Source organism: Pseudomonas sp. MNR3A, assembly GCF_009650575.1.
In the GTDB taxonomy this organism is placed as follows: Bacteria; Pseudomonadota; Gammaproteobacteria; order Pseudomonadales; family Pseudomonadaceae; genus Aquipseudomonas; species Aquipseudomonas machongensis.
In genome coordinates this window covers 149,702-170,954 of record NZ_VZZS01000004.1, presented here as the reverse complement: position 1 = coordinate 170,954, position 21,253 = coordinate 149,702, and the positions used below count along the sequence as shown (strand labels likewise).

The following is a 21,253-nucleotide window of genomic DNA, read 5'->3' as shown; positions in this document are numbered from 1 at the left end:
TCGCTCCTTTCCTGTGGGAGCGAAGAGATCGACACTGGTCTATCGAGCGATCCCGGCCCCCCGCCAGACCCGATCGCGTCCGGCGCTGTCGGTCATCGCCGCCAGCACCTGCAGGGCATCTTCCCCTTGTTCGATGGCCAGCCCCAGGCGAATGCTGTCCACCACTCGGCGCAGGCGTATAGGGTCGTTGCGTTGGGCGGCGCTGATCAGTCGCTTGGCGACCACGCCGGTATCGTTGGAGAGGGTCAGCATGATGCTGCCGTCGAGCCGCTCGATGCTCAGGTTGACCCGATAGTACGGGGCGAAGGCGTCGCTGATGAGGTCGAAGGGATTGGTCATGGGCTGGCATCTGCAAAGAATGTTCACCGATTGACCGGGAGACCGTGGAGATGGTTCAGCGACGTTGATCAAATGATGAGTTCTGTGGCCTGCCCCGGCCCGAAACCCTGGAAACGAAAACGCCCGGTGCCAGGCACCGGGCGTCTGTGTGTCACCGATCACTCTTCTTCAGTGTGCTGCACCACGCTGCGCTTGCTGCGCAGCTTGCCGTAGAAATGTTCCAGCGCATTGTTCAGCTTGCTGGCCGCACCGTCGATCGCATGGTCCAGCGAGGTGGCGGTATGGCTGACGGAAATCGGTTGATGACCTTTGGGGCGAGCCTCCATCTGGCAGCGTTTGTCATGCGGGCCGGGCTTGTCGCCGTTCTCGTCACGCAAGTGGACCTCGATGCGGGTGAGGTCGTCCTCGTAGCGCTGCAGCGTGCTTTCCAGCGTACTGCGGACCCATTCGTTCAGACGGCTGCTGCTGTCGATATGGTTGCTGCTGTTGACCTGGATTTGCATGATTCAATCCTTATTCAGCTTGCTCGCGTGGAGGCGTGCCTAGGCCCTTGAGGCCTTTGGGAAAAGCGTCGCCTCTTGACTCTAAGGTCAGGGATTGGCGCGCCGAATTCAAGCCCCTTTTTCGATAAATTTTTTGTAGCAATTCGCAAGGTTGACGCTGTTGCTGCAGGAGCGACTGTCTTGTTCAAAATCTAAAGACCAGCCCAATCCCCCTGTGGGAGAGAGCTTGTCCCGCGAACACGGGCGCAGCCCGTGCCAGACAGCGCGGTGTCTTTTTCGCGGGCAAGCCCGCTCCTACAGGTACCGTACCGATGCCGAGGAGCGTGCACGGGCTGGTAGCGCACAAGGCCGCTCCCAAGTGTCCATCGTCAGAACGCTACCGAGGTCTGCACATACAGCGTGCGCGGTTCGCCCACGTACTTGCCCTTGTTGTTGTCGTCGAACGAACGGGTGTAGTACTCGCGGTTGAACAGGTTCTTCACCCCCACCGCCACCTTCAGGTTCGACAGCTGCGGCCCGAAGTCGTACCCGGCGCGAGTGCTGACCAGCATGTAGCCCGAAATCCGTCCGGTGCTGCCATCGGCGCTTTCGCTCGCGGTGTTGGCATTGTCGGCGTACTGGCTGCTCTGGAAGCTGCCATCCAGGTTCAACTGCCATGGTCCTTCGGTGTAACCAAGCCCCAGCGTGCCCTTGTGGCGCGAGGAGAACGGCACCTGGTTGCCCTTGTTCGGGCCGTCTTCGCGGATGGTGGCGTCGACGAAGGCGTAGCTGGCGTGCACATCGAAACCGGCCAGCGTCGGGCTCAGGCCGTCGAGGGCGTAGCGCACGCTGGTCTCGATACCCTGGTGGCGGGTTTCGCCGCGGGCGATCACCGAATCGTTGGTCTGGTTGCTTTCGTACTGGTTGTCGAAGTTGATCAGGAAGGCGCCGATCTCTGCCTGCAGGTCGCCGCTGTCGTAGCGGGTACCGACTTCCCAGGTGCGCGCCTTTTCCGGCTTCACTTCACCGCTGCTGACGCGGTTGGGCATCTGGCTGTACTGCACGCTGCCGAACGAGCCCTCGGTGTTGGCATAGAGGTTCCAGGTGTCGGTCAGGTGGTACATGACATTCAGTGCCGGCAATGCGGTGTTGTAGCTGCCTTGGTAACGCTGATTGCTGAGCTTGTTGCTTTGCTCGGAGTCGATCATCTCGTAGCGGATGCCGGGGGTGATGGTCCAGCGGCCGATGTCGATGCGGTCGTCCAGGTAGATCGCGTGGGCTTCGGTGGCGCCACGGGTGTCGCGGTCGTTGCGGCTGGCGGTGGTCGGCAGGTTGCCGGTCACCGGTTCGCGGAAGCGCAGTTCGTGGCCGGCCTCGTTGATGTAGCGGTAGCCCACGCCCAGTTCGTGCCAGCTGTCGCCCAGTGCCACACCTTGCGAGAAGCGGGTCTCGATGCCACGTACCCAGTATTCGCGTGGCGAAAGCGAGACGAAGCTGCCCTGGTCGAGGTAGCCGCTGCGCAGGGTCTTGGTGAAGAAGCTGTTGACGCTGAACTGGCGATCGTCCTGCTTGTAGTCGTAGCCGACGTTGACCAGGGTGCGACGGCCCCAGAACTTGTCCTTCAGGCGGGTCGACTGGTAAGGGTCTTCATCGAACGCCGCCTTGCTCAGGCCGCCGGGCATGTCGGCCTCGCCCTCGTAGTACTGGGCCATGGCGTGCAGGCTGTTGGCTTCGTCCAGTTGCAGCTTGCCCTTGAGGATCAGGTCGTCGATCTGCGTGTCGCTGTGTTCTCGCCAGTCGCCGCCGCGGGTGCCGGAGTAGAGCAGGGCGCCGCCCAGGCCGTTGTCGTTGGTGCCGCCGACCAGCAGGTTGGCGCTGTTCTTGAAGCCGTCGTGGCTGGACGAGGGGCTGATCTGGTTCTGCATGGCGGCCTTGAAGGTCGCTTCCTCGGGGATGGCGCGGGTGACGAAGTTGACGATGCCGCCGACGTTCTGCGGGCCGTAGCGCACTGCGCCGCCGCCGCGTACCACATCCACTGCATCCATGTTGCCCAGGCTCAGCGGGGCCAGTGACAGCTGTGGCTGGCCATAGGGGGCGAAGGGCACCGGGATGCCGTCCATCAGCACCGTGGAGCGCGAGGCCAGGCGCGGGTTGAGGCCGCGAATGCCGAAGTTCAGTGCCAGGTCGTGGCTGCCGGTGCCGTTGTTTTCCGGGGCATTGACGCCGGGGATGCGGTCGAGCACCTCACGGGCGCTGTTGGCACCGCTGCGCTCGAACTCCTCGCGGCGGATCACGTCACGTGCGCCGGGATGCTCGAAGACGTTGTCCTGGCGCGCCTCGGCCAGCCAGTCGCCAACCACGGTAGAGGCACCCAGCTCGATCGCCGCATCACTGCTGGAGGCGGCAAGCGGTTGCAGGCTGTAGGCATTGTCAGCCTCCTGACGTGCCTGCAGGCCGCTGCCACGCAGCAAAGCCTGCAGCCCTTGCTGTACGTCGTACTGGCCTTCCAGCCCGGGGCTGCGCAAGCCTTGGGTGACGCTGGAACCGAACGAAATCAGCGCCCCGCTTTCACGGCCAAATTGGTTGAGAGCGTCTTCCAGGGTGCCGGGGGCGATGTGGTAGGCGCGCGGTTCGCCAGCCTGGGCGAAGTTCAGGCTGGTGGCGAACAGCAGGGCGATGGCGAGCGGCGTGGGGCGCAGGGGCATGGGGTCGGGTCCTGTAAGGAGGGTTCTGCCTGCTCTGTCACGCGAGGGAAGCGAAATGGCTCAGGTTGAAAGAAAAATAGTTGTCGGCACAGGCTCAAACCGCCTCGACCTTGACCCAGTACCGGGTGAATCGCCGCACCCGTACCGGCAAGGCGACTTCCAGCATCTCCAGGATCCGCTCACTGTCATCCAGTGGGTACGACCCGGAAATCCGCAGCCCGGCGACCTGCTCGCTGCAGCCCAGTTGTCCGTGGCGATAGCGTGAAAGCTCGGCGAGAAACTCGCCCAGGCGCATCTGCGAGACCACCAGCATTCCATCGACCCAGGCGCCGATGTTGCGATCCAGCGCGCCGATACCTTGCCAATGGCCCGCTGCCAGGCGGGCTTGCTGACCGGCGAGCAACACCTGGCCCTGTAGCCGAGCCATGCCGCTGAACACCGAGACCAGGCTGTAGCCCTCGAACTGACGCACGTTGAAGCGGCCGCTGTCGAGGTGCAGGCTGCCATCGTCGCTGCGCAACACCAGCGGGCGGGTATCGCGGGCGACGTCCAGCGACAACTCACCCTCGAGCAGGCGCACGTAACGTTGCTGCCCATCGAACCGCACATCGGCGGCGCTGCGGGTGTTCAGTCGCAACAGGCTGCCGTCGTCCAGCGGCAGGCGTCGGCGCTGGCCCACGGGGCTGCGGTAATCGGCCATCAGCCCTGGCAACGGATTGTGTGATTGCAATCCGAGCCCGGTGGCACTGGCCACGCCCGCCAGCAGTAACGCCTTGAGCGCGCGACGCCGGGCCGGGGAGGGCGGTGCCTGCAAGGTGGCGTGCACCACGGGCGAGGTCGCGCCACGCAGCCGCTGGTTGACCTGCTGGATGTGCGCCCAGGCGCGCTGGTGTTCGCCGTCAGCCTGCAACCAGTGTTCGAGTGCCTGCTGCTGGGCCGGGTCGAAATCGGCCCCCTGTGATTCGATCAGCCAGTGCACCGCCTGCTCGGCAACCTGGGGTGAGATGCCTGTGCTCACAGGGCGAAATAGCAGCGCAGGGCTGCCTTGTGCAGGTAGCGTTTGACCGTCGCCAGGGAGATACCCAGTTCACGGCCGATCTCGGCTTGGCCCAGGCCATCGACCTGGGCCAGCAGGAAGGCGCGCTTGACCAGCGGTGGCAGGTCATCGAGCAGGCGGTCGAGTTCGAGCAGGGTTTCGAAGATCAGCGCCTTGTCTTCCTCGCTTGGCGCCAGGCGTTCCGGCACCTGGGCCAGGGCTTCGAGGTAGGCGCGCTCCAGCTCCTGACGGCGAAAATGGTTGCACAGTACGCGCTTGGCGACGGTGGCGAGAAAGGCCCGAGGTTCGATCAACTGTGGCGCTTCGCGGGCCTGGAGCAAGCGCACGTAGGTGTCCTGGGCCAGGTCGGCGGCGCTCTGCGGGCAGCCCAGGCGACGGCGCAGCCAAGCGGTCAGCCAGTTGTGGTGAGCGTGGTAGAGGCCTTCGACGGTGGAGGAGAGGGCACTGGACACCGAGGTGACTCCGGCGTCCGATGACGCGAGTGGGAGTAAGAATTGTTCGCATTGTATTCCGGGCGGCAGGGTGTAGCAATCCTGTTCGGCCTGCGGGGTATTCGGGGGCAAACCCGGCTAAACAGAGATCGCAGCAGCTCATCTCCAATCTTTGCTTATGAGAATTGAAATCATTACTATTGCACCCTCTTGACCTTGCCCCGGACCGTCGCCCCATGAAAAGCAAAGCCGCCGGCCTGCCCCTGAGCTACCGCCTGGCTGTGACCTCGCGCAGCCTGGCTGCGTTGTTGGGCGGCTACCTGCTGGCCTCGGCGGCCAGCGTCTGTGTCAGCCTGCTGATGCCCGGCGCCCAGGTCGATGCGGCACTGACCGGGATGATGCTGTCGTTCGTGTTCTACCTGCTCGCCTTCATCTGGTGCTTCGCCTGCCGCAGCGCATTGCGCGCCTGGCTGGGCGTATTGCTGCCGAGCCTGGTGCTGGGCGCGATCGGCGGGCTGGCTTACTGGATGAAGAACCCATGAAAGAGGGCTTCCGCCAGGCCATGGCCTGGCTGCATACCTGGACCGGCCTGATCTTCGGCTGGCTGTTGTTCGCCATCTTCTTCACCGGCACGCTTGCCTACTTCAAGGAAGAGATCAACCACTGGACCAAACCGGAAATCCACAGCCATCCGCTGAATCCAGCGGCCAGCCTGGAGATGGCGCAGCGCTACCTGCAAGCCAACGCCGCGGATGCCAGCACCTGGTTCATCCGCCTGCCCAGCGAGCGCGAGGCGGCGCTGAGTGTCGGCTATCGCGACCCCAACGCCGGTGGCCGACGCGGCTTCACCAGCAAGGAGCTGGACGCGGCCAGCGGCGAGGTGGTCGAGGGCCGCGACAGCCGTGGCGGCGACTTTTTCTATCGTTTCCATTTCCAGTTGGAGATGCCCCACCCCTGGGGGCGCTGGCTGTCGACCTTCTGTGCCTTCATCATGCTGCTGGGACTGGTGACCGGGATCATCACGCACAAGAAGATCTTCAAGGAGTTCTTCACCTTCCGTCCCGGCAAGGGCCAGCGCTCATGGCTCGATGGCCACAACGCCATTGGCGTGCTGGTACTGCCCTTCCACCTGATGATCAGCTACAGCAGCCTGGTGATCTTCATGTACATGGTCATGCCGGCCGGAATCATGGCCAGCTATGGCAGCCCCAACGGTTATTTCAACGACCTGTTCGGCCGTGACGAGGTGCCGAAGGTGGCCGGGGTGGCCACGCCGCTGGTCCCGCTGTCGAGCCTGTACGCCAAGGTCCAGGAGCAAGCGCCAGGCGCACGCATGGGCTTCATTCAGGTGCAGAACCCTGGCGACCAGAATGCCCGTGTCACCTTGAACCGTGCCTCGGCCGACAGTGTCGCGTACAAGCGCAGCGCCAACTGGACCTTCGACGGTGCCACCGGTGCACTGCTGACCCAAGGTGCGCCGGAAAGCGCCGCGATGATGACTTCCTTCACCTTTGTCGGCCTGCACATGGGCAACTTCGCCGGGCCATGGCTGCGCTGGTTGTACTTCGTCTTCGGTGTCGCCGGCACGGCGGTGATCGGCACTGGCCTTGTGATGTGGCTGGGCAAGCGTCAGCTCAAGCATGCCAAGAGCGAGCGCATGCCTGCGGAGCTGCGCCTGGTCGAGGTCCTCAACATCGCCAGCATGAGCGGCCTGCTGCTGGGCGTGGCGGCGTTCTTCTGGGCCAATCGCCTGCTGCCGATCGGGCTGCAAGGGCGCGCCGACTGGGAGGTCAATGCGTTCTTCATGGTCTGGGCACTGTCGCTGCTTCACGCCATGCTGCGCCCCGGTCGTCGCGCCTGGGGCGAGCAGTTGGCGCTGGGTGCCGTGGTGTTCGCTGCGTTGCCGCTGCTCAATGCTGTGACCACAGGCCAAGGCCTGGACCATTCGCTGATCGCCGGTGACTGGGCGATGGCCGGCTTCGATCTCACGGCCCTGGCCACCGGGCTGTTCCTCGGCTGGGCGGCCGGCAAGATGCTGCGCGCGCCCAAGCCAGTCGCCAAGCGCTCGGCCAAGGTCAAGGCCCGCACCGAAACCGTGGAGGCGAGTTGATGCTGAGCCTGGCCCTGTCTACCTTTGCCGGCCTGGTTGCCTTGTGCCTGGCCATGGAAAAACACTTCACCGACCTGCTGGGTCGCAAGCCGCGGCAGGCCCAGTTGCGTGCCTTGCGCATCGCCGGCTGGCTACTGCTGGTGCTGTCGGCGGTACTGGCCGTGCACTTGCGTGGCTGGGCGCTGGGGCTGGTGGAGTGGACGGCCGTGTTGATGGCCGGGCTGACCCTCTGGGTATTCGGCCTGCCGTACCAACCCCGCCTGCTGCTGAGCCTGGCGGCGGCGAGCCTGGTGTTGGCGCCGGTCGTGGCGGTGTTTGGGGCGTGAGCGAGCCCGACCTCGACGAGGCCGGTGGCCGGGCGCGCTTCCTGCAGGTGTTCCTGGCCCAGCGCGGGCGCATGGAGGCGCTGGTCAGCCGGCGCGTTGGCTGTCGTGCCACGGCCTCGGACCTGGTCCAGGAACTGTTCCTGCGCTTCTGGCGTCGGCCTGCGGTCAAGGTCGAAGCGCTCGACACCTACCTCTTGCGCTGTGCCGGCAACCTGGCGATCGACCACCTGCGCAGCGAAGGCAGTCGCGGTCGGGTCGCCGAAGGGCTGTCGATCAGCGACGAGGCGCTCTCGGCCCAGGCGCCAGAGCAGGCGCTGGAGGTCGATCACGATCTGCGCCGCATCGAGCAGGCCCTGCGCGCCTTGCCGGAACGTACGCGACAGATCTTCCTGCTCAACCGCATCCACGGCTGCAAGTACGGCGAGATCGCCAAGGCCATGCAGGTGTCCCAGAGTGCGGTGGAAAAGCATATGATGCGCGCCCTCGAAGCGTGCAAGGCGAGTGTCGCCGAGCCCGCTACCCCATTGCGCAGGCCAGGGAGCGACCGTCGATGAGCCAGCCCTATCCGATCACCGCCGAGCAGTCGCGCATGGCCCTGGGCTGGCTGAGCCGCATCAACGAGCATCCTCCGGCAGCCGAAGGCGCTGAGTTCAAGCGCTGGTTGTTGGCCGATCCGGCGCACCGCGCCGCCTATGCCGAGGCCCAGGCCCTGTGGCAACAAAGCGAAGCGCCCGCCGCGCGTCTGGCCGCGGAGGAACGCGAGGGCCTCGAGTACTACCTGCAGGCCATGCGTCGACCGAAAGCCCGCTGGGGGCGGCGTGGCGGAGCACTGGCGGCAGCGGCCTGCCTGGTGCTGGCGCTGGGCAGCCTGGCCGGTTGGCAGCCGCAATACTGGTTGCAGGACCTGCGCGCCGACTATCGCAGTGATGAGCATGTGCGCCAGGTCACCCTGGCCGACCAGTCACGCCTGACCCTGGATGCCAACAGCGCCGTGGTTGTGGATTTCGACCATGGCGAGCGGCGCGTGCGCCTGCTGCGCGGCGCGGCGTTCTTCGAGGTGACCCACACCGGTGCGCCGTTCCTGGTCGATGCGGCGGGCGGCGAAGTGCGAGTGCTGGGCACTCAGTTCGAGGTACGCGGGCAGGGCGACGGCGCCCAGGTTACCGTGCGCAGTGGACGGGTAGCGGTGACACCGATTACCGGCGCCGTGGCGCGTGAGCTGACCGCCAATCAGCAACTGGACTATGCCCAGGGCGTGGCGGGGGCGATCAGTGCCGTGGACAGTGACAGTCGCCTGGCCTGGCGCCAGGGATGGCTGAACTATTACCAGGTGCCGCTGGCGCAGGTGGTCGAGGACCTGGGACGGTATTACCCGGGGCGTATCCTGTTGCTCGACGAGGCCTTGGCGCAACGCAAGGTCAGCGGCAGTTTCCCGGTGGAGGAGCCCATGCTGGCGCTGGCGTCGCTGGGCAAGGTGATGGGCTTCGTGCCGCAGACACTGTTCGGGCGGGTGACGGTGGTGCGCTGAAATCACCTGTACCCCCACAGACACCCTGGTGTCTGCGGGGGGAGAGGCGGAGCTTCAGTTACCCGCTTTGATGCTGGTCCAGAGCCGCGTGCGAATGCGGTCGATCTTCGCCGGCATCGCTTCCAGGGCGAACAGCTTGCCCATCACATCCGCGCTTGGGTAGATCATGGTGTTCTGCTTGAGCGCCGGATCGACCAGAGCATCGGCCTTGGCGTTGCCGTTGGCGTACTGCACCGAGTTACTGATGCCGGCCATCACCTCAGGCTGCAGCAGGTAGTTCATGTAGGCGTAGCCTGCCTTCTCGTCCGGAGCGTCGGCCGGCATGGCGACCATGTCGAACCACAGCGGTGCACCCTCCTTGGGAATCGAGTAACCCACCTTTACCCCGTTCTTCGCATCGTCGGCGCTGTTCTTGGCCTGCAGCACGTCGCCGGAGAAACCGACCACCACGCAGATGTTGCCGTTGGCCAGGTCGCCGGTGTACTTCGAGGAGTGGAAGTAGCTGATGTACGGACGTACTTTCATCAGCAGTGCCTGGGCCTTTTTGTAGTCATCGGGATTCTGACTGTGCGGCGGCAGGCCCAGGTAGTTCAGGGCGATCGGCAGCAACTCCGGGCCGTTGTCGAGCATGGCCACGCCACAGCTCTTGAGCTTTTCCATGTTCTCGGGCTTGAACACCAGGTCCCACGAATCGACCGGTGCCTTGTCGCCGAGCACGGCCTTGACCTTGTCGATGTTGTAGCCGATGCCGGTGCTGCCCCACAGGTACGGGAAGCCGTACTGGTTACCGGGGTCGTTCACCTCCAGCGCCTTGAGCAGCACCGGATTGAGGTTCTGCCAGTTCGGCAGCTGGCTCTTGTCGAGCTTCTTCAAGGCCTTGCCCTGGATCTGCCGGGCCATGAAGTGGTTGGAGGGGAAGACCACGTCGTAACCGGAGTTGCCGGTCATCAGCTTGCCGTCGAGGGTTTCGTTGCTGTCGTAGACATCGTAGGTGGGCACGATGCCGGTGGCTTTCTGGAAGTTCTGCAGCGTGTCGGGTGCGATGTAGCTGGACCAGTTGTAGATCTTCACCGAGTCGGCGGCACTGGCGACGCCAGCAGCCAGCATCAGGGGGGCGAGGAGGAGTTTGCGCATGTCCGGTTTACCTTGCTTTGTCTGTTGTTATCGAAGAACGGCAGGCGATCAGCGGATCAGAAAATCAGTACGTAGGTCTTGCGCACCGTTTCCTGGATATCCCAGATCCCGGTGCTGTTGGCCGGTAGCATCAGTGCGTCTCCGGCTTCTATGACCAGGGGCTCGCCACCGTCGGGGGTGAAGGTGCAGCGGCCCTTGATGAAATGGCAGAACTCCTGTTGCACGATCTGCCGGCGCCAGCGCCCGGGCGTACATTCCCAGATACCGGTTTCGACGCCATCGTTGCGTTCGACGCAGGTGACCGATGTCACTGCGACGGGTTCTCCGAGGGGGACGGCGACCGGGTTGGAGGTTTCCAGCGCGGCGCTGTCGGTGTGCTTGAACTGGGTGATGCTCATGACTGCAGGATCTCTTGTGGTAGTGGGTGCAACTCAGTGCATGAAACCTTCCATGAATCCGGCCAGGCTGCTGGCCAGGCGCCGCCGCCAGGCCGGGCTGGCCGGGTTGGCGAGGGTGCGGTCCTCGTGGACGAAACTCTGGATGATCGCGTTGTAGCCTAGCCAGCGGCAGGGCTCGGGAGGCCAACTGGCCAGGCTCGACAGCGGGCGGTTGTCGTGGACCCAGGGCTGGGCTGTCAGTTCGTTGTGCTGGCCGAGAATCAGTGCCGCGAGCGTGCGCCCGCCCAGGTTGGTGGCGCCGACACCTTCGCCGCCATAGCCACCCGATAGCGCCAGGCCGCGTTGACGGTCGCACAGCATGTGCGGACGGAAGCGCCGCGCCATCCCCAGGTTGCCGCCCCAGGAGTGGGTGATGCGCACGTTCTTGAGGTGCGGGAACAGCTCGCCGAACAGATAGCGGCGCAGCTCGATCTCGGCGTCGCTGAGGCTGAAGTCCTCGCGCAGGCGGCCACCGAAGCGATACCCGCCGCGGGCGCCGAACACCAGGCGGTTGTCGGTGGTGCGCTGACCGTAGGTGACCTGGCGGCTGCCTTCGCTGAAGGCCTGGCCCTGGCTCAGGCCGATCTGCTCCCAGGCCGATTCCGGCAGCGGCTCGGTGGCCACCAGCAGGCTTTGCACGGGCAGTTGATGGCGACCCAGCGGCGGCAGGCTGGCGGCGTAGCCTTCGACCGCCGGCACGACCCATTGGCAACGGACCTTGGCCTGGGCGGTGCGCACCTCACCGGTCTGCCAGTCGCTGGCCGGGGTGTTTTCGTAGATGGGCACGCCCATGCCCTCGACCACGCGTGCCAGGCCGCGCACCAGCTTGGCGGGCTGGATGGTGGCGACGTGGGGGCTGAAGATCGCGCCGTAGGCATTGCTGACGCGCAGTTGGCCGGCCAGTTGTTCGGGCTTGAGCCAGCGGTAGTCGTCTTCGTTCATGCCCTGGCGGTACAGGTCGTCGAGGTAGGCGCGCAGGCTGCGCTCCTGCTCCGGGTAGCGGGCGGCGCAGTAGATGACCCCACCCTTGCGGTAGTCGCAGTCGATGCCTTCGCGTTGCAGCACGCCGTGCACTTCGTCAGGGATGGCATGCAGCAGGTCGACGCTGGCGCGGCGCTGTTGTGGGGAAAGGGTGGCCAGCAGGCGGTCTTCGCCCAGCAGGTTGCCCATCAGCCAGCCGCCGTTGCGCCCGGAGGCGCCGAAGCCTGCGGTGTTGGCCTCGAGGATGGCGATGCGCAGGTGCGGCGCCTGGCGCTTGAGGTAGTAGGCTGTCCACAGGCCGGTATAGCCGGCGCCGATGATGCACACGTCGACATCCAGGTCCTGTTGCAGCGACGGGCGAGCGTCGAGCGGCTCGTCGAGCTGGTCCATCCAGAGGCTGATCGTGCGCCAGGCTTGCATCAGGTACTGCTCCCACTTCCGTTCAAGGTTCTGGGAGCGATGCTAGTAGTGCGGGCGCTTCGCTGTCTTACGTGCGTGCACGCAGAGAAATCTGCTTCACGTAGGCCTTGGGCGAGAGCCCGGTGTGTTCGCGGAAGCACTTGTAGAACGCCGACAGCGAATTGAAGCCGGCATCGAAAGCCAGTTCGTCGATGGGGGCTCGGCAGCCTGCGCCTTCGAGCCCGGCCAGAAGATGCTGCAGGCGGGCCTGGTTGACGTAGCGGTAGAAACTCTGGCCGAGCACCTGGTTGAGCAGGTAGGAAATCTGGTTGCGGCTGTAGCCGCTTTCTTCTGCCACCTGCTGCAGGTCCAGCTCAGGGTCCAGGTAGGGACGTTGGGCCTGGAAATAGTGTTCGAGGTCCTGGGCCATGGTGCTCAACTGGCGGGGCGAAAGACCCAGGCGGCTGGTGGCGGGACGTGGCCCGGACGCGCTGGCGCCCTTGCCGTCGCGGCGGATCAGCGTGCCGTATTCATTGACCCGCCAGATCAGGTTGTCCTTGACCGTGATCGCCTCGCTGGACTGGAAAGCCACCAGGCCTTCACCGCCCTGGACCGTCACCTGGTACTGGATGAAGGCTGTGCAACCGTCGACCCGGATGCGGTCGCTGTGGACGATGTCTTCCCCGGCTTCGTGCGGCAACGAGACGCGCACGTACTCGCGCAGCTCATCGAAGCCGAGCACGCGGTTCTGGAAAAAGTCGTGGTATTGGATTTCCGGGTGATACAGCGCCATGACCCCATCCAGGTCACGATGCTTCCAGCACAAGTGGTAGCGCATGACGACTTCCGCAGTGAGCGGGGTCTGGGCGGGGCCGTCTGGAAGGAGGGTGGCGGTCATGGACCGATAATGCATCGGGCTGCTTCAGCCGACAAGGGCGTGCAGGCTGACCGTTGAGGCCCCAGGCCTGTGGATACTGCATAACGCCCTGTTCAACTGGGTGGGTTCGGGCGATTCGCACGATCCTAGGAAGTGGTTTTTGCCTAAGTGCTTGATTTAGCTGGGAGTCATTTTTTGTCACAACTGGCACGCGCGCTGCACCAATCGAGTGGCAAACAAAAAGGAAGTTTTGCTCACCCTCATAAGGCGCCGAATCATGATTACCACTGCCGATCTGCCAACTGCTGTCTCCGAGGCCCCGAACCGCTCGGGCGTTTCCTGGGCTGCCATCTTCGCCGGTGCCGCTGCTGCGGCTGCGTTGTCGTTGATCCTCGTGATACTGGGCGCGGGCCTGGGCTTTGCCGCCTCCTCGCCTTGGGCCAACGAAGGTGCCAGCGCAAAGGCGCTGGGGATATCCACCATCGTCTGGCTGCTGATTACCCAGATCCTCGCCTCCGGGCTGGGCGGGTACATGGCTGGCCGCTTGCGAGTGAAGTGGGCCAACCTGCATGGTGACGAGGTGTATTTCCGCGATACCGCCCATGGCTTCCTGTCCTGGGCTATTGCGACCCTGGTCACGGTGTTGATGGTCGTGTCTTCGGCAGGGGGGCTTGCCAGTGCTGGTGCTTCGGCGGGTGCTGCTGCCGCCTCGGGTGCCGTGGCCAGCGTTTCCATGAACGATGACAAGAGCAAGCCTTCAGGCGCCGCCGACCCTATGGGCTACTACGTGGATCGTCTATTCCGTGGCGACGGCCCGGTCGCGGTGAGCGAGGATGCGGCCAATGGCGTGGCCAGCCGGATCCTGATCCGCGGCCTGGCTGCCGATGGCGGGATGGCTGCCGAGGATCGCACCTACCTGGCGCAGCTGGTGGCCCAGCGTACTCGCCTGACCCAGGCCGAGGCCCAGGCCCGCGTCGAGCAAGTTTATGAAGAGGCGCGTCAGGATGCCGCGCAGGCCAAGCAGGCTGCGCAGGAAGCTGCCGAGACCGCAGCGAAGGTTGCGGCCTGGACCGCTATCTGGACCTTCATCGCCCTGCTGTGCGGTGCGTTCTTCGCAAGCTTCGCAGCCTTGTTTGGTGGTCGCCTGCGTGACCGTGCTCGTTGGGTCGAAGAAGACCCGCGTGCGCTGCATGCTTCGACCACTGTTGTCCGTTAATTCGAATTCACGACTGGAGGAACCATCATGCGCTCGATTCTGCTCTGGATGCTTGGGGTGCCAATCCCGGTGATCATTCTGATCGCGATCTTCATGCACTAATAGAAAAGGGCCGCTAATGCGGCCCTTTTCGCAACTGTACAACCCGCAGAAGCGGCTTTATGCCGCTTTACAGGAACTGCTCAGCATAGTGACACGCCACCTGCCGCGTCCCGACCTGCCTGAACGCCGGAATCTCCTTGCCACAACGCTCGGTGGCATAGGGGCAGCGCTTGTGGAAGGCGCAGCCATCAGGCGGGTTCAGCGGGTTGGGGAGCTCACCGGCGATGCGGATCTTCGGCTTCAGCGGGTCGGGGTGAATGGCCGGAGTCGCCGAGAGCAGTGCCTGGGTGTAGGGATGCAGGGGCTTGTCGTAGATATCTTCCTTCGGCCCCATTTCCGCCGGGCGCCCCAGGTACATCACCAGCACCTGGTCAGCGACATGCCGCACCACCGCGAGGTTGTGCGAGATGAACACATAGGCGGTGTTGAACTCTTTCTGCAGGTCCATGAACAGGTTCAGCACCTGGGCCTGGATCGATACATCGAGCGCCGAGGTGGGTTCGTCCGCGACCAGTACCTTGGGCTGCAGCATCATCGCCCGAGCCAGGGCGATACGCTGGCGTTGACCGCCTGAGAACATGTGCGGATAGCGCTGGTAGTGCTCGGGGCGCAGACCGACCTGCTGCATCATCTTCTGCACCTTGTCGCGGCGCTCGGTCTTGCTCAGCGAGGTATTGATCAGCAGCGGCTCGGCCAGTTGGTCGCCGATCTTCTGCCGCGGATTGAGTGACGCATAGGGGCTCTGGAAGACCATCTGCACATCACGGCGCAGTTGCTTGCGCTGGGCCTTGTCGGCGCCGTTGACCTCGGTGCCGGCAATTTGCAGCGAGCCCGAGGACGGCTCTTCGATCAGGGTCAGGGCACGGGCGAGGGTGGACTTGCCGCAGCCGGACTCGCCGACCACGGCCAGGGTCTTGCCGGCCTCCAGTTCGAACGACACGCCATTGAGCGCGCGCACCAGTGCATGGCCCTTGAACAGGCCGCGGGAGACTTCGTAGTGACGGGTCAGTTCACGGGCGGACAGAACGACAGTCATCACGCCACCTCCTGGTTCAACGGGTAGAAGCAGCGCACCAGGCTGTGGGCCTGGGGATCGAGGGCCGGACGCTGTGCCCGGCAGTTGTCACGGACATAAGGGCAACGCGGCGACAGCAGGCAACCCTGGGGGCGGTCATAGCGCCCAGGCACGATGCCGGGCAGTGTGGCCAGCCGTTCGGCGCCGATGCTGTGCTCGGGGATCGCCGCCAGCAGCGCTTCGCTGTAAGGGTGTGCGGGGATGTCGAACAGTTCCGGCACCTGGCCCACTTCCACTGCCTGTCCTGCATACATCACGCACACCCGCCTGGCGGTTTCCGCGACCACTGCCAGGTCGTGGGTGATCAGGATGAGCGCCATGTTGCGCTCCTTCTGCAGGTTGACCAGCAGTTCCATGATCTGCGCCTGAATGGTCACATCAAGGGCGGTGGTCGGTTCGTCGGCGATCAGCAGCTTGGGTTCGCCAGCAATCGCCATGGCGATTGCGACGCGCTGGCTCATGCCGCCGGAGAGCTGGTGCGGGTAAGCGTCCAGGCGGCTTTCGGCGGCCGGGATCTCGACTTTCTTGAGCAGCTCCAACGCGCGCTGGCGTGCTGCCTTGCCCTTCAGACCGAGGTGTTGGCGCAGCACTTCCTCGATCTGGTGGCCCACGGTGTAGCTGGGATTGAGTGCGGTCATCGGGTCCTGGAAGACCATGGCGATGTCCTTGCCTACCACCTTGCGCCGTTGACGACCGCTGAGCTTGAGCATGTCGGTGCCGTCGAAGGTGAGGCTGTCGGCGGTGATGCGGCCGGGGGCGTCGATCAGGCCCATCAGGGCCATCATGGTCACCGACTTGCCGGAGCCGGACTCGCCGACGATGGCGAGGATCTCGCCGGCGTCCACCGACAGGTCGAGGCCGTCTACCACGGGTACTGCGTTGGTGTCGCCGAAGCGCACGTTCAGGTTGTTGATCTGCAACAGTGACATGGCGCTCTCCTCAGGCGGCGTTCTTGAGTTTCGGGTCCAGCGCGTCGCGCAGGCCGTCGCCCATCAGGTTGATTGCCAGCACGCTGAGCAGGATCGTCAGGCCAGGCAGGCTCACCACCCACCAGGCGCGCTCGATGTAGTCGCGAGCAGAGGCCAGCATGGTGCCCCACTCAGGCGTGGGCGGCTGGACGCCGAGGCCGAGGAAGCCCAGGGCAGCGGCGTCGAGGATCGCCGAGGAGAAGCTCAAGGTAGCCTGCACGATCAGCGGTGCCATGCAGTTGGGCAGCACGGTGACGAACATCAGGCGTGGCAGGCTGGCACCGGCCAGACGTGCGGCGGTGACGTAGTCACGGTTCAGCTCGCCCATCACCGCGGCGCGGGTCAGGCGTACGTAGGAGGGCAGCGACACCACGGCGATGGCGATCACGGTGTTGATCAGGCCGGGGCCGAGGATGGCGACGATGGCCACGGCCAGCAGCAGCGAAGGCAGGGCCAGCATCACGTCCATCAGGCGCATGATCGACGGGCCGAGCAGACGCGGAAAGAAACCGGCGAACAAGCCCAGCAGGATGCCGGGGATCAGCGACATCACCACCGATGACAGGCCGATCAGCAGCGACAGGCGTGCGCCCTGGATCAGGCGCGAGAGCAGGTCGCGGCCCAGTTCGTCGGTGCCGAGGATGAACTGCCAGGTGCCGCCCTCGAGCCAGACCGGTGGAGTCAGCAGGAAGTCGCGGTATTGCTCGCTGGGGTTGTGTGGCGCGACCCAGGGGGCGAACAGCGCACAGAACACGATCAGGCACATGAAGACCAGGCCTGCTACTGCGCCCTTGTTGCGCGAGAAGGCCTGCCAGAATTCCTTGTACGGGGAGGGGTAGAGCTGGCTGTGGTCGGCGGTTGGGGCCTGGGTCACAGCGTTGGAAGTCGGGTTAGTCATGGCGGAGCCCTCAGCGCTGATGACGGATGCGTGGGTTGGCCAGGCCGTAGAGGATATCCACGACGAAGTTGACCAGGATCACCAGGCAGGCGATCAACAGGATGCCGTTCTGGACCACGGGGTAGTCACGGGCGCCGATGGCTTCGATCAGCCATTTGCCAATGCCCGGCCAGGAGAAGATGGTTTCGGTGAGCACGGCACCGGCGAGCAGTGTGCCGACCTGCAGGCCGAACACCGTCAGGACCGGGATCAGCGCATTGCGCAAGCCGTGCACGAACACCACGCGGGCCGGCGACAGGCCCTTGGCGCGGGCGGTACGGATGTAGTCTTCGCGCAGCACCTCGAGCATCGAGGAACGGGTCATGCGGGCGATCACCGCCAGCGGGATGGTCCCGAGCACGATGGTCGGCAGGATCAGGTGCATGAACGCATCCTTGAACGAGCCTTCATCGCCCACCAGCAGCGTGTCGATCAGCATGAAGCCGGTCACCGGCTCGACGTCGTACAACGGGTCGATGCGCCCGGACACGGGCGTCCAGCCCATGCTCACCGACGAGAACATGATGAGAATCAGGCCCCACCAGAAAATGGGCATGGAATAGCCGGCGAGCGAGACGCCCATCACCCCATGGTCGAACAACGATCCGCGCTTGAGCGCCGCGATCACTCCGGCCAACAGGCCGAAGACCCCGGCGAAGATCAATGCGCAGAACGCCAACTCCAGCGTCGCGGGGAACAGCGTGGTGAACTCGTTCCACACGCTCTCGCGCGAGCGCAGCGATTCGCCGAGATCGCCCTGGGCGAGCTTGCCGATGTAATCCATGTACTGGGCTGGCAGGGGTTTGTTCAGGCCAAGGCGTTCCATGGCCTGGGCGTGCATTTCAGGGTCGACCCTGCGCTCGCCCATCATCACTTCCACCGGGTCGCCGGGGATCAGGCGTATGAGCGCGAAGGTCAGCAGGGTGATACCGAAGAAGGTCGGTATCAGCAGGCCCAGGCGCCGGGCAATAAAACTCAACATCGTCGGAGGTACCTCATCGGCCGGTCAAGGCAGCCGCCGGCCCTTGCAGAGGCCGGCGGTCATGTTTTTCTTCTACTTCACCTTGGTGGTGGCGAAGTTGTTATTGGTCAGAGGGTTGATGACATATCCCTCTACGTTGTCGCGCATGGCCGTGAACATCTTCGGGTGGGCCATGCTGATCCACGGTTGATCCTCATCGTACACCGCCAGCGCCTCGCTATAGAGCTTGGCACGCTCATCGTTGTCGATGATCTCGCGGGCACGGGTGATCAGTTCCTGGAACTTAGGGTTGCACCAGCGCGCATAGTTCTCGCCGGTCTTGGCGGCATCACAGCTGAGCATTGGTGTCAGGAAGTTGTCCGGGTCACCATTGTCGCCGGCCCAGCCGGCGGAGACCAGGTCCGCCTCGCCCTTCTTGGCGCGGCGTAGCATCTCGGCCCACTCCATCACGCGAATGTCGAGCTTGAGCCCGATCCTGGCGAGGTCGGCCTGCAGCATCTCGGCCGACAAACGCGGATTGGGGTTGGTTGGGCCGCCACCGTTGCGGGTGAACAGGGTGATGGCGGTGCCCTCGGGGACGCCGGCTTCCTTGAGCAGGGCGCGGGCCTTGTCGAGGTCGCGCGGCGGGTTCTTGTTGGCGGTGTTGTAGCCGATCATGGTCGGCGGGTAGGGGTTGACCCCGACCAGCGCATTGCCCTTGCCGAACAACTGGTCGACGTGGGTCTGGCGGTCGAAGGCGATGTTGATCGCCTTTCGCACGCGCACGTCGCTCAGGTACTTGTGCTCGGTATTCATGGCGATGTAGCCGGTGACCAGGGCCTCGATCTCGGCGACCTTGAGCTTGGGATCGGTCTTGATCGCCGGGACGTCGTCGGGTTTGGGGTACAGGGCGATCTGGCATTCGTTGGCCCGCAGTTTCTGCAGGCGCACGTTGTTGTCGGTGGCGATGGCGAACACCAGCGTGTCGCTGGGCGGCTTGCCGCGGAAGTAGTCGGGGTTGGCCTTGAAGCGGACCTGGGCGTCCTTGTTGTAGCGCTGGAACACGAATGGCCCGGTGCCGATCGGCTTGCTGTTCAGGTCGCCGGTCTTGCCGGCCTTGAGCAACTGGTCGCCGTATTCGGCGGAGTAGATCGAGGTGAAGGCCATGGCCAGGTCGCGCAGGAACGGCGCTTCCGGGCGGGTAAGGGTGATCACCACGGTGTGGTCGTCGGTCTTGCTCACCGACTTGAGCAGTTGCCCGAAGGCCATGCTCTCGAAATAGGGGTAGCCGACGCTGGTCTTGTCGTGCCACGGATGCTTGGCATCGAACTGACGGTTCAGGCTCCACAGCACGTCATCGGCATTGAAGTCGCGGGTGGGGGTGAAGTAGTCGGTGGTGTGGAACTTCACACCCTGGCGCAGGTGGAAGGTGTAGGTCAGGCCGTCGGCGCTGATTTCCCAGCTGTCGGCCAGGGCCGGCTGGATATCGGTGGTGCCGGGCTTGAAGTCGACCAGGCGGTTGAACACGGTTTCGGCCGAGGCGTCGGCGGTGACCGCGGTGGTGTACTGGACGATATCGAAACCTTCGGGGCTGGCTTCGGTGCACACCACCAGGGGCTTGGCCGCGAGGTTGCCGGCAGCGCCCAGGATGATCGCTGCCAGGGCAGCGCGTAGCGGTAGCGATTTCATGGAACCTCCCTGCGAATGACTCCAGCGTAGACGTCACGGCCCGGATAGCCCGGGCCGTGACGTTGGCGGTCAGAGAATGTTGAACGGAATGGTGGTCACGATGCGCAGCTCGTCCAGGCTGCCATCGGCCTGGGCCTTGCTGGCGCGGTGAGCGGTATAGGTGGCGCGGATGCTGGTGTCCTTCAGCATGCCGCTCTGCACCGCATAGCTGGTGCCGATGCCCCACTCGTAGTGGGTCTCGCCATCCATGCCACGCACGTCGTAGGCGGTACCGCGGTAGTGGGTACCGTCGATGCCCCAGCCGCGGGCGTTGTACAGGTTGAACTTCAGGCCTGGTACGCCGTACTGGGCCATGTTCAGCACGTAGGAAATCTGCAGGGATTTCTCGTTCGGGCCGTTGAAGTCCGACAGTAGGGAGTTGGCCAGGTAGATACCGTTGGTTTCGTGCAGGTAGTCGAAGTACTCGTTGCCGTTGACCTGCTGCCAGGAGGCTGTGAGCGTGTGCGCCTGGTGGGTGAGGCCGAACGAGAGGCTGTAGGTATCGTTGTCGATATCGCCCATCTTCTTGCTGCCGGCATCGACCGTCTTGTAGTAGTTCAGGCCGGTGGTCAGGCTCAGCACCGCGCTGTCGCCCAACACGTGGTTGGCGCCGAAGTAGTACTGGTTCCAGAAGTCGTCGACCTTGGTGGCGTACAGGCTGGTGGTCAGGCTCTTGAACGGCTGGTAGTTGATACCGGCGGTGCTGGCACGGTCGGTTTCCACGCCGGTGGCGCTGTACTCGGTGCGGAACTTGCTCAGGCTCTGCTCGGTACGCGGCGAGACGCGGTCGAAGGTGCCGATGTCGAACGACAGGTTGTCGAACTCGGCGCTGTGCAACGCCACGCCCTGGAAGCTCGAAGGCAGGGCACGGTTGCCGATGTAGGCGATCATCGGCGTGTCCAGGGACTGGCGGCCGACGGTGAGGGTGGTGTTGGAGATGCGCGCCTTGACGTTGGCCAGGCCCGCCTTGCTCCACTGGCCGACAGGGTCGCCATCGCTATGGGTCAGGGTGCGGTTGTTCGGCCCGGCAATCGCTGCGCGACCACGCTCGAGGGCAATGGCGTTGTAGGCGGCGACTTCGGTGGCGAAGCCCACGGTGCCCTGAGTAAAGCCCGAGCTGTAGTTGAGGATGGTGCCCTGTACCCAGTTGTCACGGCTGTGGGTGTCGTGGCGGGTGCCGTCGCTCTTGTAGTACTTCCACAGCGGCGCACGGGTGGCGCGTTCGCGGGCGTACCAGTTGCGGGTGCTGCCGGAAAGGCTCTGGCCTTCGAAGAAGCCCGAGGCGTCGGCCTGCTCGCTGCCCGACTTGAGGCTCAGCGGGTAGAAGTCCTGGCTGACAGGTTCTGCCTGGGCGGCGGCGCAGAAGGCGCCGATGGACAGGGCCAGCGCGGTTTTGGTGGTTCGTTTCAAGGTTAAAGCTCCCTTTCTATTCTTATATCTGTGGCCCGATCTTGTGGGTC

Annotated in this window: 21 protein-coding genes; 6 read left to right on the top strand and 15 right to left on the bottom strand. The window is 64.4% G+C overall.

Annotated elements, in window-relative coordinates; translation table 11 throughout:
* Nucleotides 1–39: 39 nt before the first annotated feature.
* From F6X62_RS03440 to F6X62_RS03420, 5 genes are all read right to left on the bottom strand, one after another.
* On the bottom strand, nt 40–339 hold the full coding sequence (locus tag F6X62_RS03440) for a DUF3509 domain-containing protein (protein WP_054893498.1): 300 nt from the start codon (nt 337–339) through the stop codon (nt 40–42).
* Between the two features lie 158 nt (nt 340–497).
* Nucleotides 498–842 carry an HPF/RaiA family ribosome-associated protein gene (locus F6X62_RS03435; RefSeq protein ID WP_054893497.1) on the bottom strand — a complete coding sequence of 115 codons (345 nt, stop codon included), beginning with the start codon at nt 840–842 and terminating at the stop codon, nt 498–500.
* A gap of 368 nt (nt 843–1,210) precedes the next feature.
* Nucleotides 1,211–3,526 carry a TonB-dependent Fe(3+) dicitrate receptor FecA gene (gene fecA / locus F6X62_RS03430; protein WP_153772692.1) on the bottom strand — a complete coding sequence of 772 codons (2,316 nt, stop codon included), beginning with the start codon at nt 3,524–3,526 and terminating at the stop codon, nt 1,211–1,213.
* A gap of 94 nt (nt 3,527–3,620) precedes the next feature.
* On the bottom strand, nt 3,621–4,544 hold the full coding sequence (locus F6X62_RS03425) for a FecR domain-containing protein (RefSeq protein ID WP_054893495.1): 924 nt from the start codon (nt 4,542–4,544) through the stop codon (nt 3,621–3,623).
* Nucleotides 4,541–5,035, bottom strand: coding sequence for a sigma-70 family RNA polymerase sigma factor (locus F6X62_RS03420; protein WP_153772691.1), 495 nt, complete (start codon nt 5,033–5,035; stop codon nt 4,541–4,543). Before F6X62_RS03420 ends, F6X62_RS03425 begins: the two co-directional genes overlap by 4 nt.
* A gap of 215 nt (nt 5,036–5,250) precedes the next feature.
* On the opposite strand from F6X62_RS03420, the gene F6X62_RS03415 reads away from it, so the two are divergent.
* The 5 genes from F6X62_RS03415 to F6X62_RS03395 are packed head-to-tail and all read left to right on the top strand — an operon-like array spanning nt 5,251 to nt 8,978.
* Nucleotides 5,251–5,556 (top strand): DUF3649 domain-containing protein, encoded by a 306-nt coding sequence (locus tag F6X62_RS03415; RefSeq protein WP_054893493.1) that lies wholly within the window; start codon nt 5,251–5,253, stop codon nt 5,554–5,556.
* Nucleotides 5,553–7,124: a PepSY domain-containing protein gene (locus tag F6X62_RS03410; RefSeq protein ID WP_153772690.1), complete on the top strand. Its 1,572-nt coding sequence runs from the start codon at nt 5,553–5,555 to the stop codon at nt 7,122–7,124. Before F6X62_RS03415 ends, F6X62_RS03410 begins: the two co-directional genes overlap by 4 nt.
* Complete coding sequence (locus F6X62_RS03405; protein ID WP_153772689.1) at nt 7,124–7,450, top strand: DUF3325 domain-containing protein; 327 nt, start codon at nt 7,124–7,126, stop codon at nt 7,448–7,450. The genes F6X62_RS03410 and F6X62_RS03405 overlap by 1 nt, the downstream gene beginning before the upstream one ends.
* The gene (locus F6X62_RS03400) at nt 7,447–8,004 is read left to right on the top strand and encodes an RNA polymerase sigma factor (RefSeq protein ID WP_153772688.1); all 558 of its coding nucleotides are present in this window, start codon (nt 7,447–7,449) and stop codon (nt 8,002–8,004) included. The genes F6X62_RS03405 and F6X62_RS03400 overlap by 4 nt, the downstream gene beginning before the upstream one ends.
* Nucleotides 8,001–8,978: a FecR domain-containing protein gene (locus F6X62_RS03395; protein WP_153772687.1), complete on the top strand. Its 978-nt coding sequence runs from the start codon at nt 8,001–8,003 to the stop codon at nt 8,976–8,978. Before F6X62_RS03400 ends, F6X62_RS03395 begins: the two co-directional genes overlap by 4 nt.
* A gap of 54 nt (nt 8,979–9,032) precedes the next feature.
* Here the strand turns inward: F6X62_RS03395 and F6X62_RS03390 are convergent, their stop codons facing one another.
* The 4 genes from F6X62_RS03390 to F6X62_RS03375 all read right to left on the bottom strand — a co-directional run bounded on the left by F6X62_RS03390 (nt 9,033) and on the right by F6X62_RS03375 (nt 12,842).
* On the bottom strand, nt 9,033–10,112 hold the full coding sequence (locus F6X62_RS03390) for a polyamine ABC transporter substrate-binding protein (RefSeq protein WP_054893488.1): 1,080 nt from the start codon (nt 10,110–10,112) through the stop codon (nt 9,033–9,035).
* Between the two features lie 56 nt (nt 10,113–10,168).
* Nucleotides 10,169–10,510, bottom strand: coding sequence for a cupin domain-containing protein (locus F6X62_RS03385; protein ID WP_054893487.1), 342 nt, complete (start codon nt 10,508–10,510; stop codon nt 10,169–10,171).
* A 33-nt stretch (nt 10,511–10,543) separates the two neighbouring features.
* A complete protein-coding gene (locus F6X62_RS03380) occupies nt 10,544–11,950 on the bottom strand; it encodes an FAD-binding oxidoreductase (RefSeq protein ID WP_153772686.1) in 1,407 nt (468 codons plus the stop codon).
* Nucleotides 11,951–12,017: 67 nt separating this feature from the next.
* A complete protein-coding gene (locus F6X62_RS03375; RefSeq protein WP_178117516.1) occupies nt 12,018–12,842 on the bottom strand; it encodes a helix-turn-helix domain-containing protein in 825 nt (274 codons plus the stop codon).
* 241 nt (nt 12,843–13,083) lie between these two features.
* On the opposite strand from F6X62_RS03375, the gene F6X62_RS03370 reads away from it, so the two are divergent.
* Nucleotides 13,084–14,022: a hypothetical protein gene (locus tag F6X62_RS03370; RefSeq protein WP_063543127.1), complete on the top strand. Its 939-nt coding sequence runs from the start codon at nt 13,084–13,086 to the stop codon at nt 14,020–14,022.
* A 169-nt stretch (nt 14,023–14,191) separates the two neighbouring features.
* On the opposite strand, the gene F6X62_RS03365 is transcribed toward F6X62_RS03370, so the two are convergent.
* From F6X62_RS03365 to F6X62_RS03340, 6 genes are all read right to left on the bottom strand, one after another.
* Nucleotides 14,192–15,160 carry a peptide ABC transporter ATP-binding protein gene (locus F6X62_RS03365; RefSeq protein ID WP_054893483.1) on the bottom strand — a complete coding sequence of 323 codons (969 nt, stop codon included), beginning with the start codon at nt 15,158–15,160 and terminating at the stop codon, nt 14,192–14,194.
* Nucleotides 15,160–16,128: an ABC transporter ATP-binding protein gene (locus F6X62_RS03360; RefSeq protein WP_153772685.1), complete on the bottom strand. Its 969-nt coding sequence runs from the start codon at nt 16,126–16,128 to the stop codon at nt 15,160–15,162. Before F6X62_RS03360 ends, F6X62_RS03365 begins: the two co-directional genes overlap by 1 nt.
* Before the next feature lie 10 nt (nt 16,129–16,138).
* Nucleotides 16,139–17,065, bottom strand: coding sequence for an ABC transporter permease subunit (locus tag F6X62_RS03355; RefSeq protein WP_054893481.1), 927 nt, complete (start codon nt 17,063–17,065; stop codon nt 16,139–16,141).
* A 10-nt stretch (nt 17,066–17,075) separates the two neighbouring features.
* The gene (locus F6X62_RS03350) at nt 17,076–18,086 is read right to left on the bottom strand and encodes an ABC transporter permease subunit (RefSeq protein ID WP_054893480.1); all 1,011 of its coding nucleotides are present in this window, start codon (nt 18,084–18,086) and stop codon (nt 17,076–17,078) included.
* A 72-nt stretch (nt 18,087–18,158) separates the two neighbouring features.
* Nucleotides 18,159–19,754: an ABC transporter substrate-binding protein gene (locus F6X62_RS03345; RefSeq protein WP_153772684.1), complete on the bottom strand. Its 1,596-nt coding sequence runs from the start codon at nt 19,752–19,754 to the stop codon at nt 18,159–18,161.
* A 69-nt stretch (nt 19,755–19,823) separates the two neighbouring features.
* Nucleotides 19,824–21,203: an OprD family porin gene (locus F6X62_RS03340; protein WP_054893478.1), complete on the bottom strand. Its 1,380-nt coding sequence runs from the start codon at nt 21,201–21,203 to the stop codon at nt 19,824–19,826.
* Nucleotides 21,204–21,253 lie beyond the last annotated feature (50 nt).

Bases quoted from the DNA above. Each gene is read 5' to 3' on its own strand.
- F6X62_RS03440 (WP_054893498.1), bottom strand. From the start codon at position 339: ATGACCAATCCCTTCGACCTCATCAGCGACGCCTTCGCCCCGTACTAT.
- F6X62_RS03380 (WP_153772686.1), bottom strand. From the start codon at position 11,950: ATGCAAGCCTGGCGCACGATCAGCCTCTGGATGGACCAGCTCGACGAG.
- F6X62_RS03370 (WP_063543127.1), top strand. From the start codon at position 13,084: ATGATTACCACTGCCGATCTGCCAACTGCTGTCTCCGAGGCCCCGAAC.
- F6X62_RS03390 (WP_054893488.1), bottom strand. From the start codon at position 10,112: ATGCGCAAACTCCTCCTCGCCCCCCTGATGCTGGCTGCTGGCGTCGCC.
- F6X62_RS03365 (WP_054893483.1), bottom strand. From the start codon at position 15,160: ATGACTGTCGTTCTGTCCGCCCGTGAACTGACCCGTCACTACGAAGTC.
- F6X62_RS03350 (WP_054893480.1), bottom strand. From the start codon at position 18,086: ATGTTGAGTTTTATTGCCCGGCGCCTGGGCCTGCTGATACCGACCTTC.
- F6X62_RS03355 (WP_054893481.1), bottom strand. From the start codon at position 17,065: ATGACTAACCCGACTTCCAACGCTGTGACCCAGGCCCCAACCGCCGAC.
- F6X62_RS03360 (WP_153772685.1), bottom strand. From the start codon at position 16,128: ATGTCACTGTTGCAGATCAACAACCTGAACGTGCGCTTCGGCGACACC.
- F6X62_RS03375 (WP_178117516.1), bottom strand. From the start codon at position 12,842: ATGCATTATCGGTCCATGACCGCCACCCTCCTTCCAGACGGCCCCGCC.
- fecA (WP_153772692.1), bottom strand. From the start codon at position 3,526: ATGCCCCTGCGCCCCACGCCGCTCGCCATCGCCCTGCTGTTCGCCACC.
- F6X62_RS03385 (WP_054893487.1), bottom strand. From the start codon at position 10,510: ATGAGCATCACCCAGTTCAAGCACACCGACAGCGCCGCGCTGGAAACC.
- F6X62_RS03395 (WP_153772687.1), top strand. From the start codon at position 8,001: ATGAGCCAGCCCTATCCGATCACCGCCGAGCAGTCGCGCATGGCCCTG.
- F6X62_RS03415 (WP_054893493.1), top strand. From the start codon at position 5,251: ATGAAAAGCAAAGCCGCCGGCCTGCCCCTGAGCTACCGCCTGGCTGTG.
- F6X62_RS03410 (WP_153772690.1), top strand. From the start codon at position 5,553: ATGAAAGAGGGCTTCCGCCAGGCCATGGCCTGGCTGCATACCTGGACC.
- F6X62_RS03405 (WP_153772689.1), top strand. From the start codon at position 7,124: ATGCTGAGCCTGGCCCTGTCTACCTTTGCCGGCCTGGTTGCCTTGTGC.
- F6X62_RS03345 (WP_153772684.1), bottom strand. From the start codon at position 19,754: ATGAAATCGCTACCGCTACGCGCTGCCCTGGCAGCGATCATCCTGGGC.
- F6X62_RS03435 (WP_054893497.1), bottom strand. From the start codon at position 842: ATGCAAATCCAGGTCAACAGCAGCAACCATATCGACAGCAGCAGCCGT.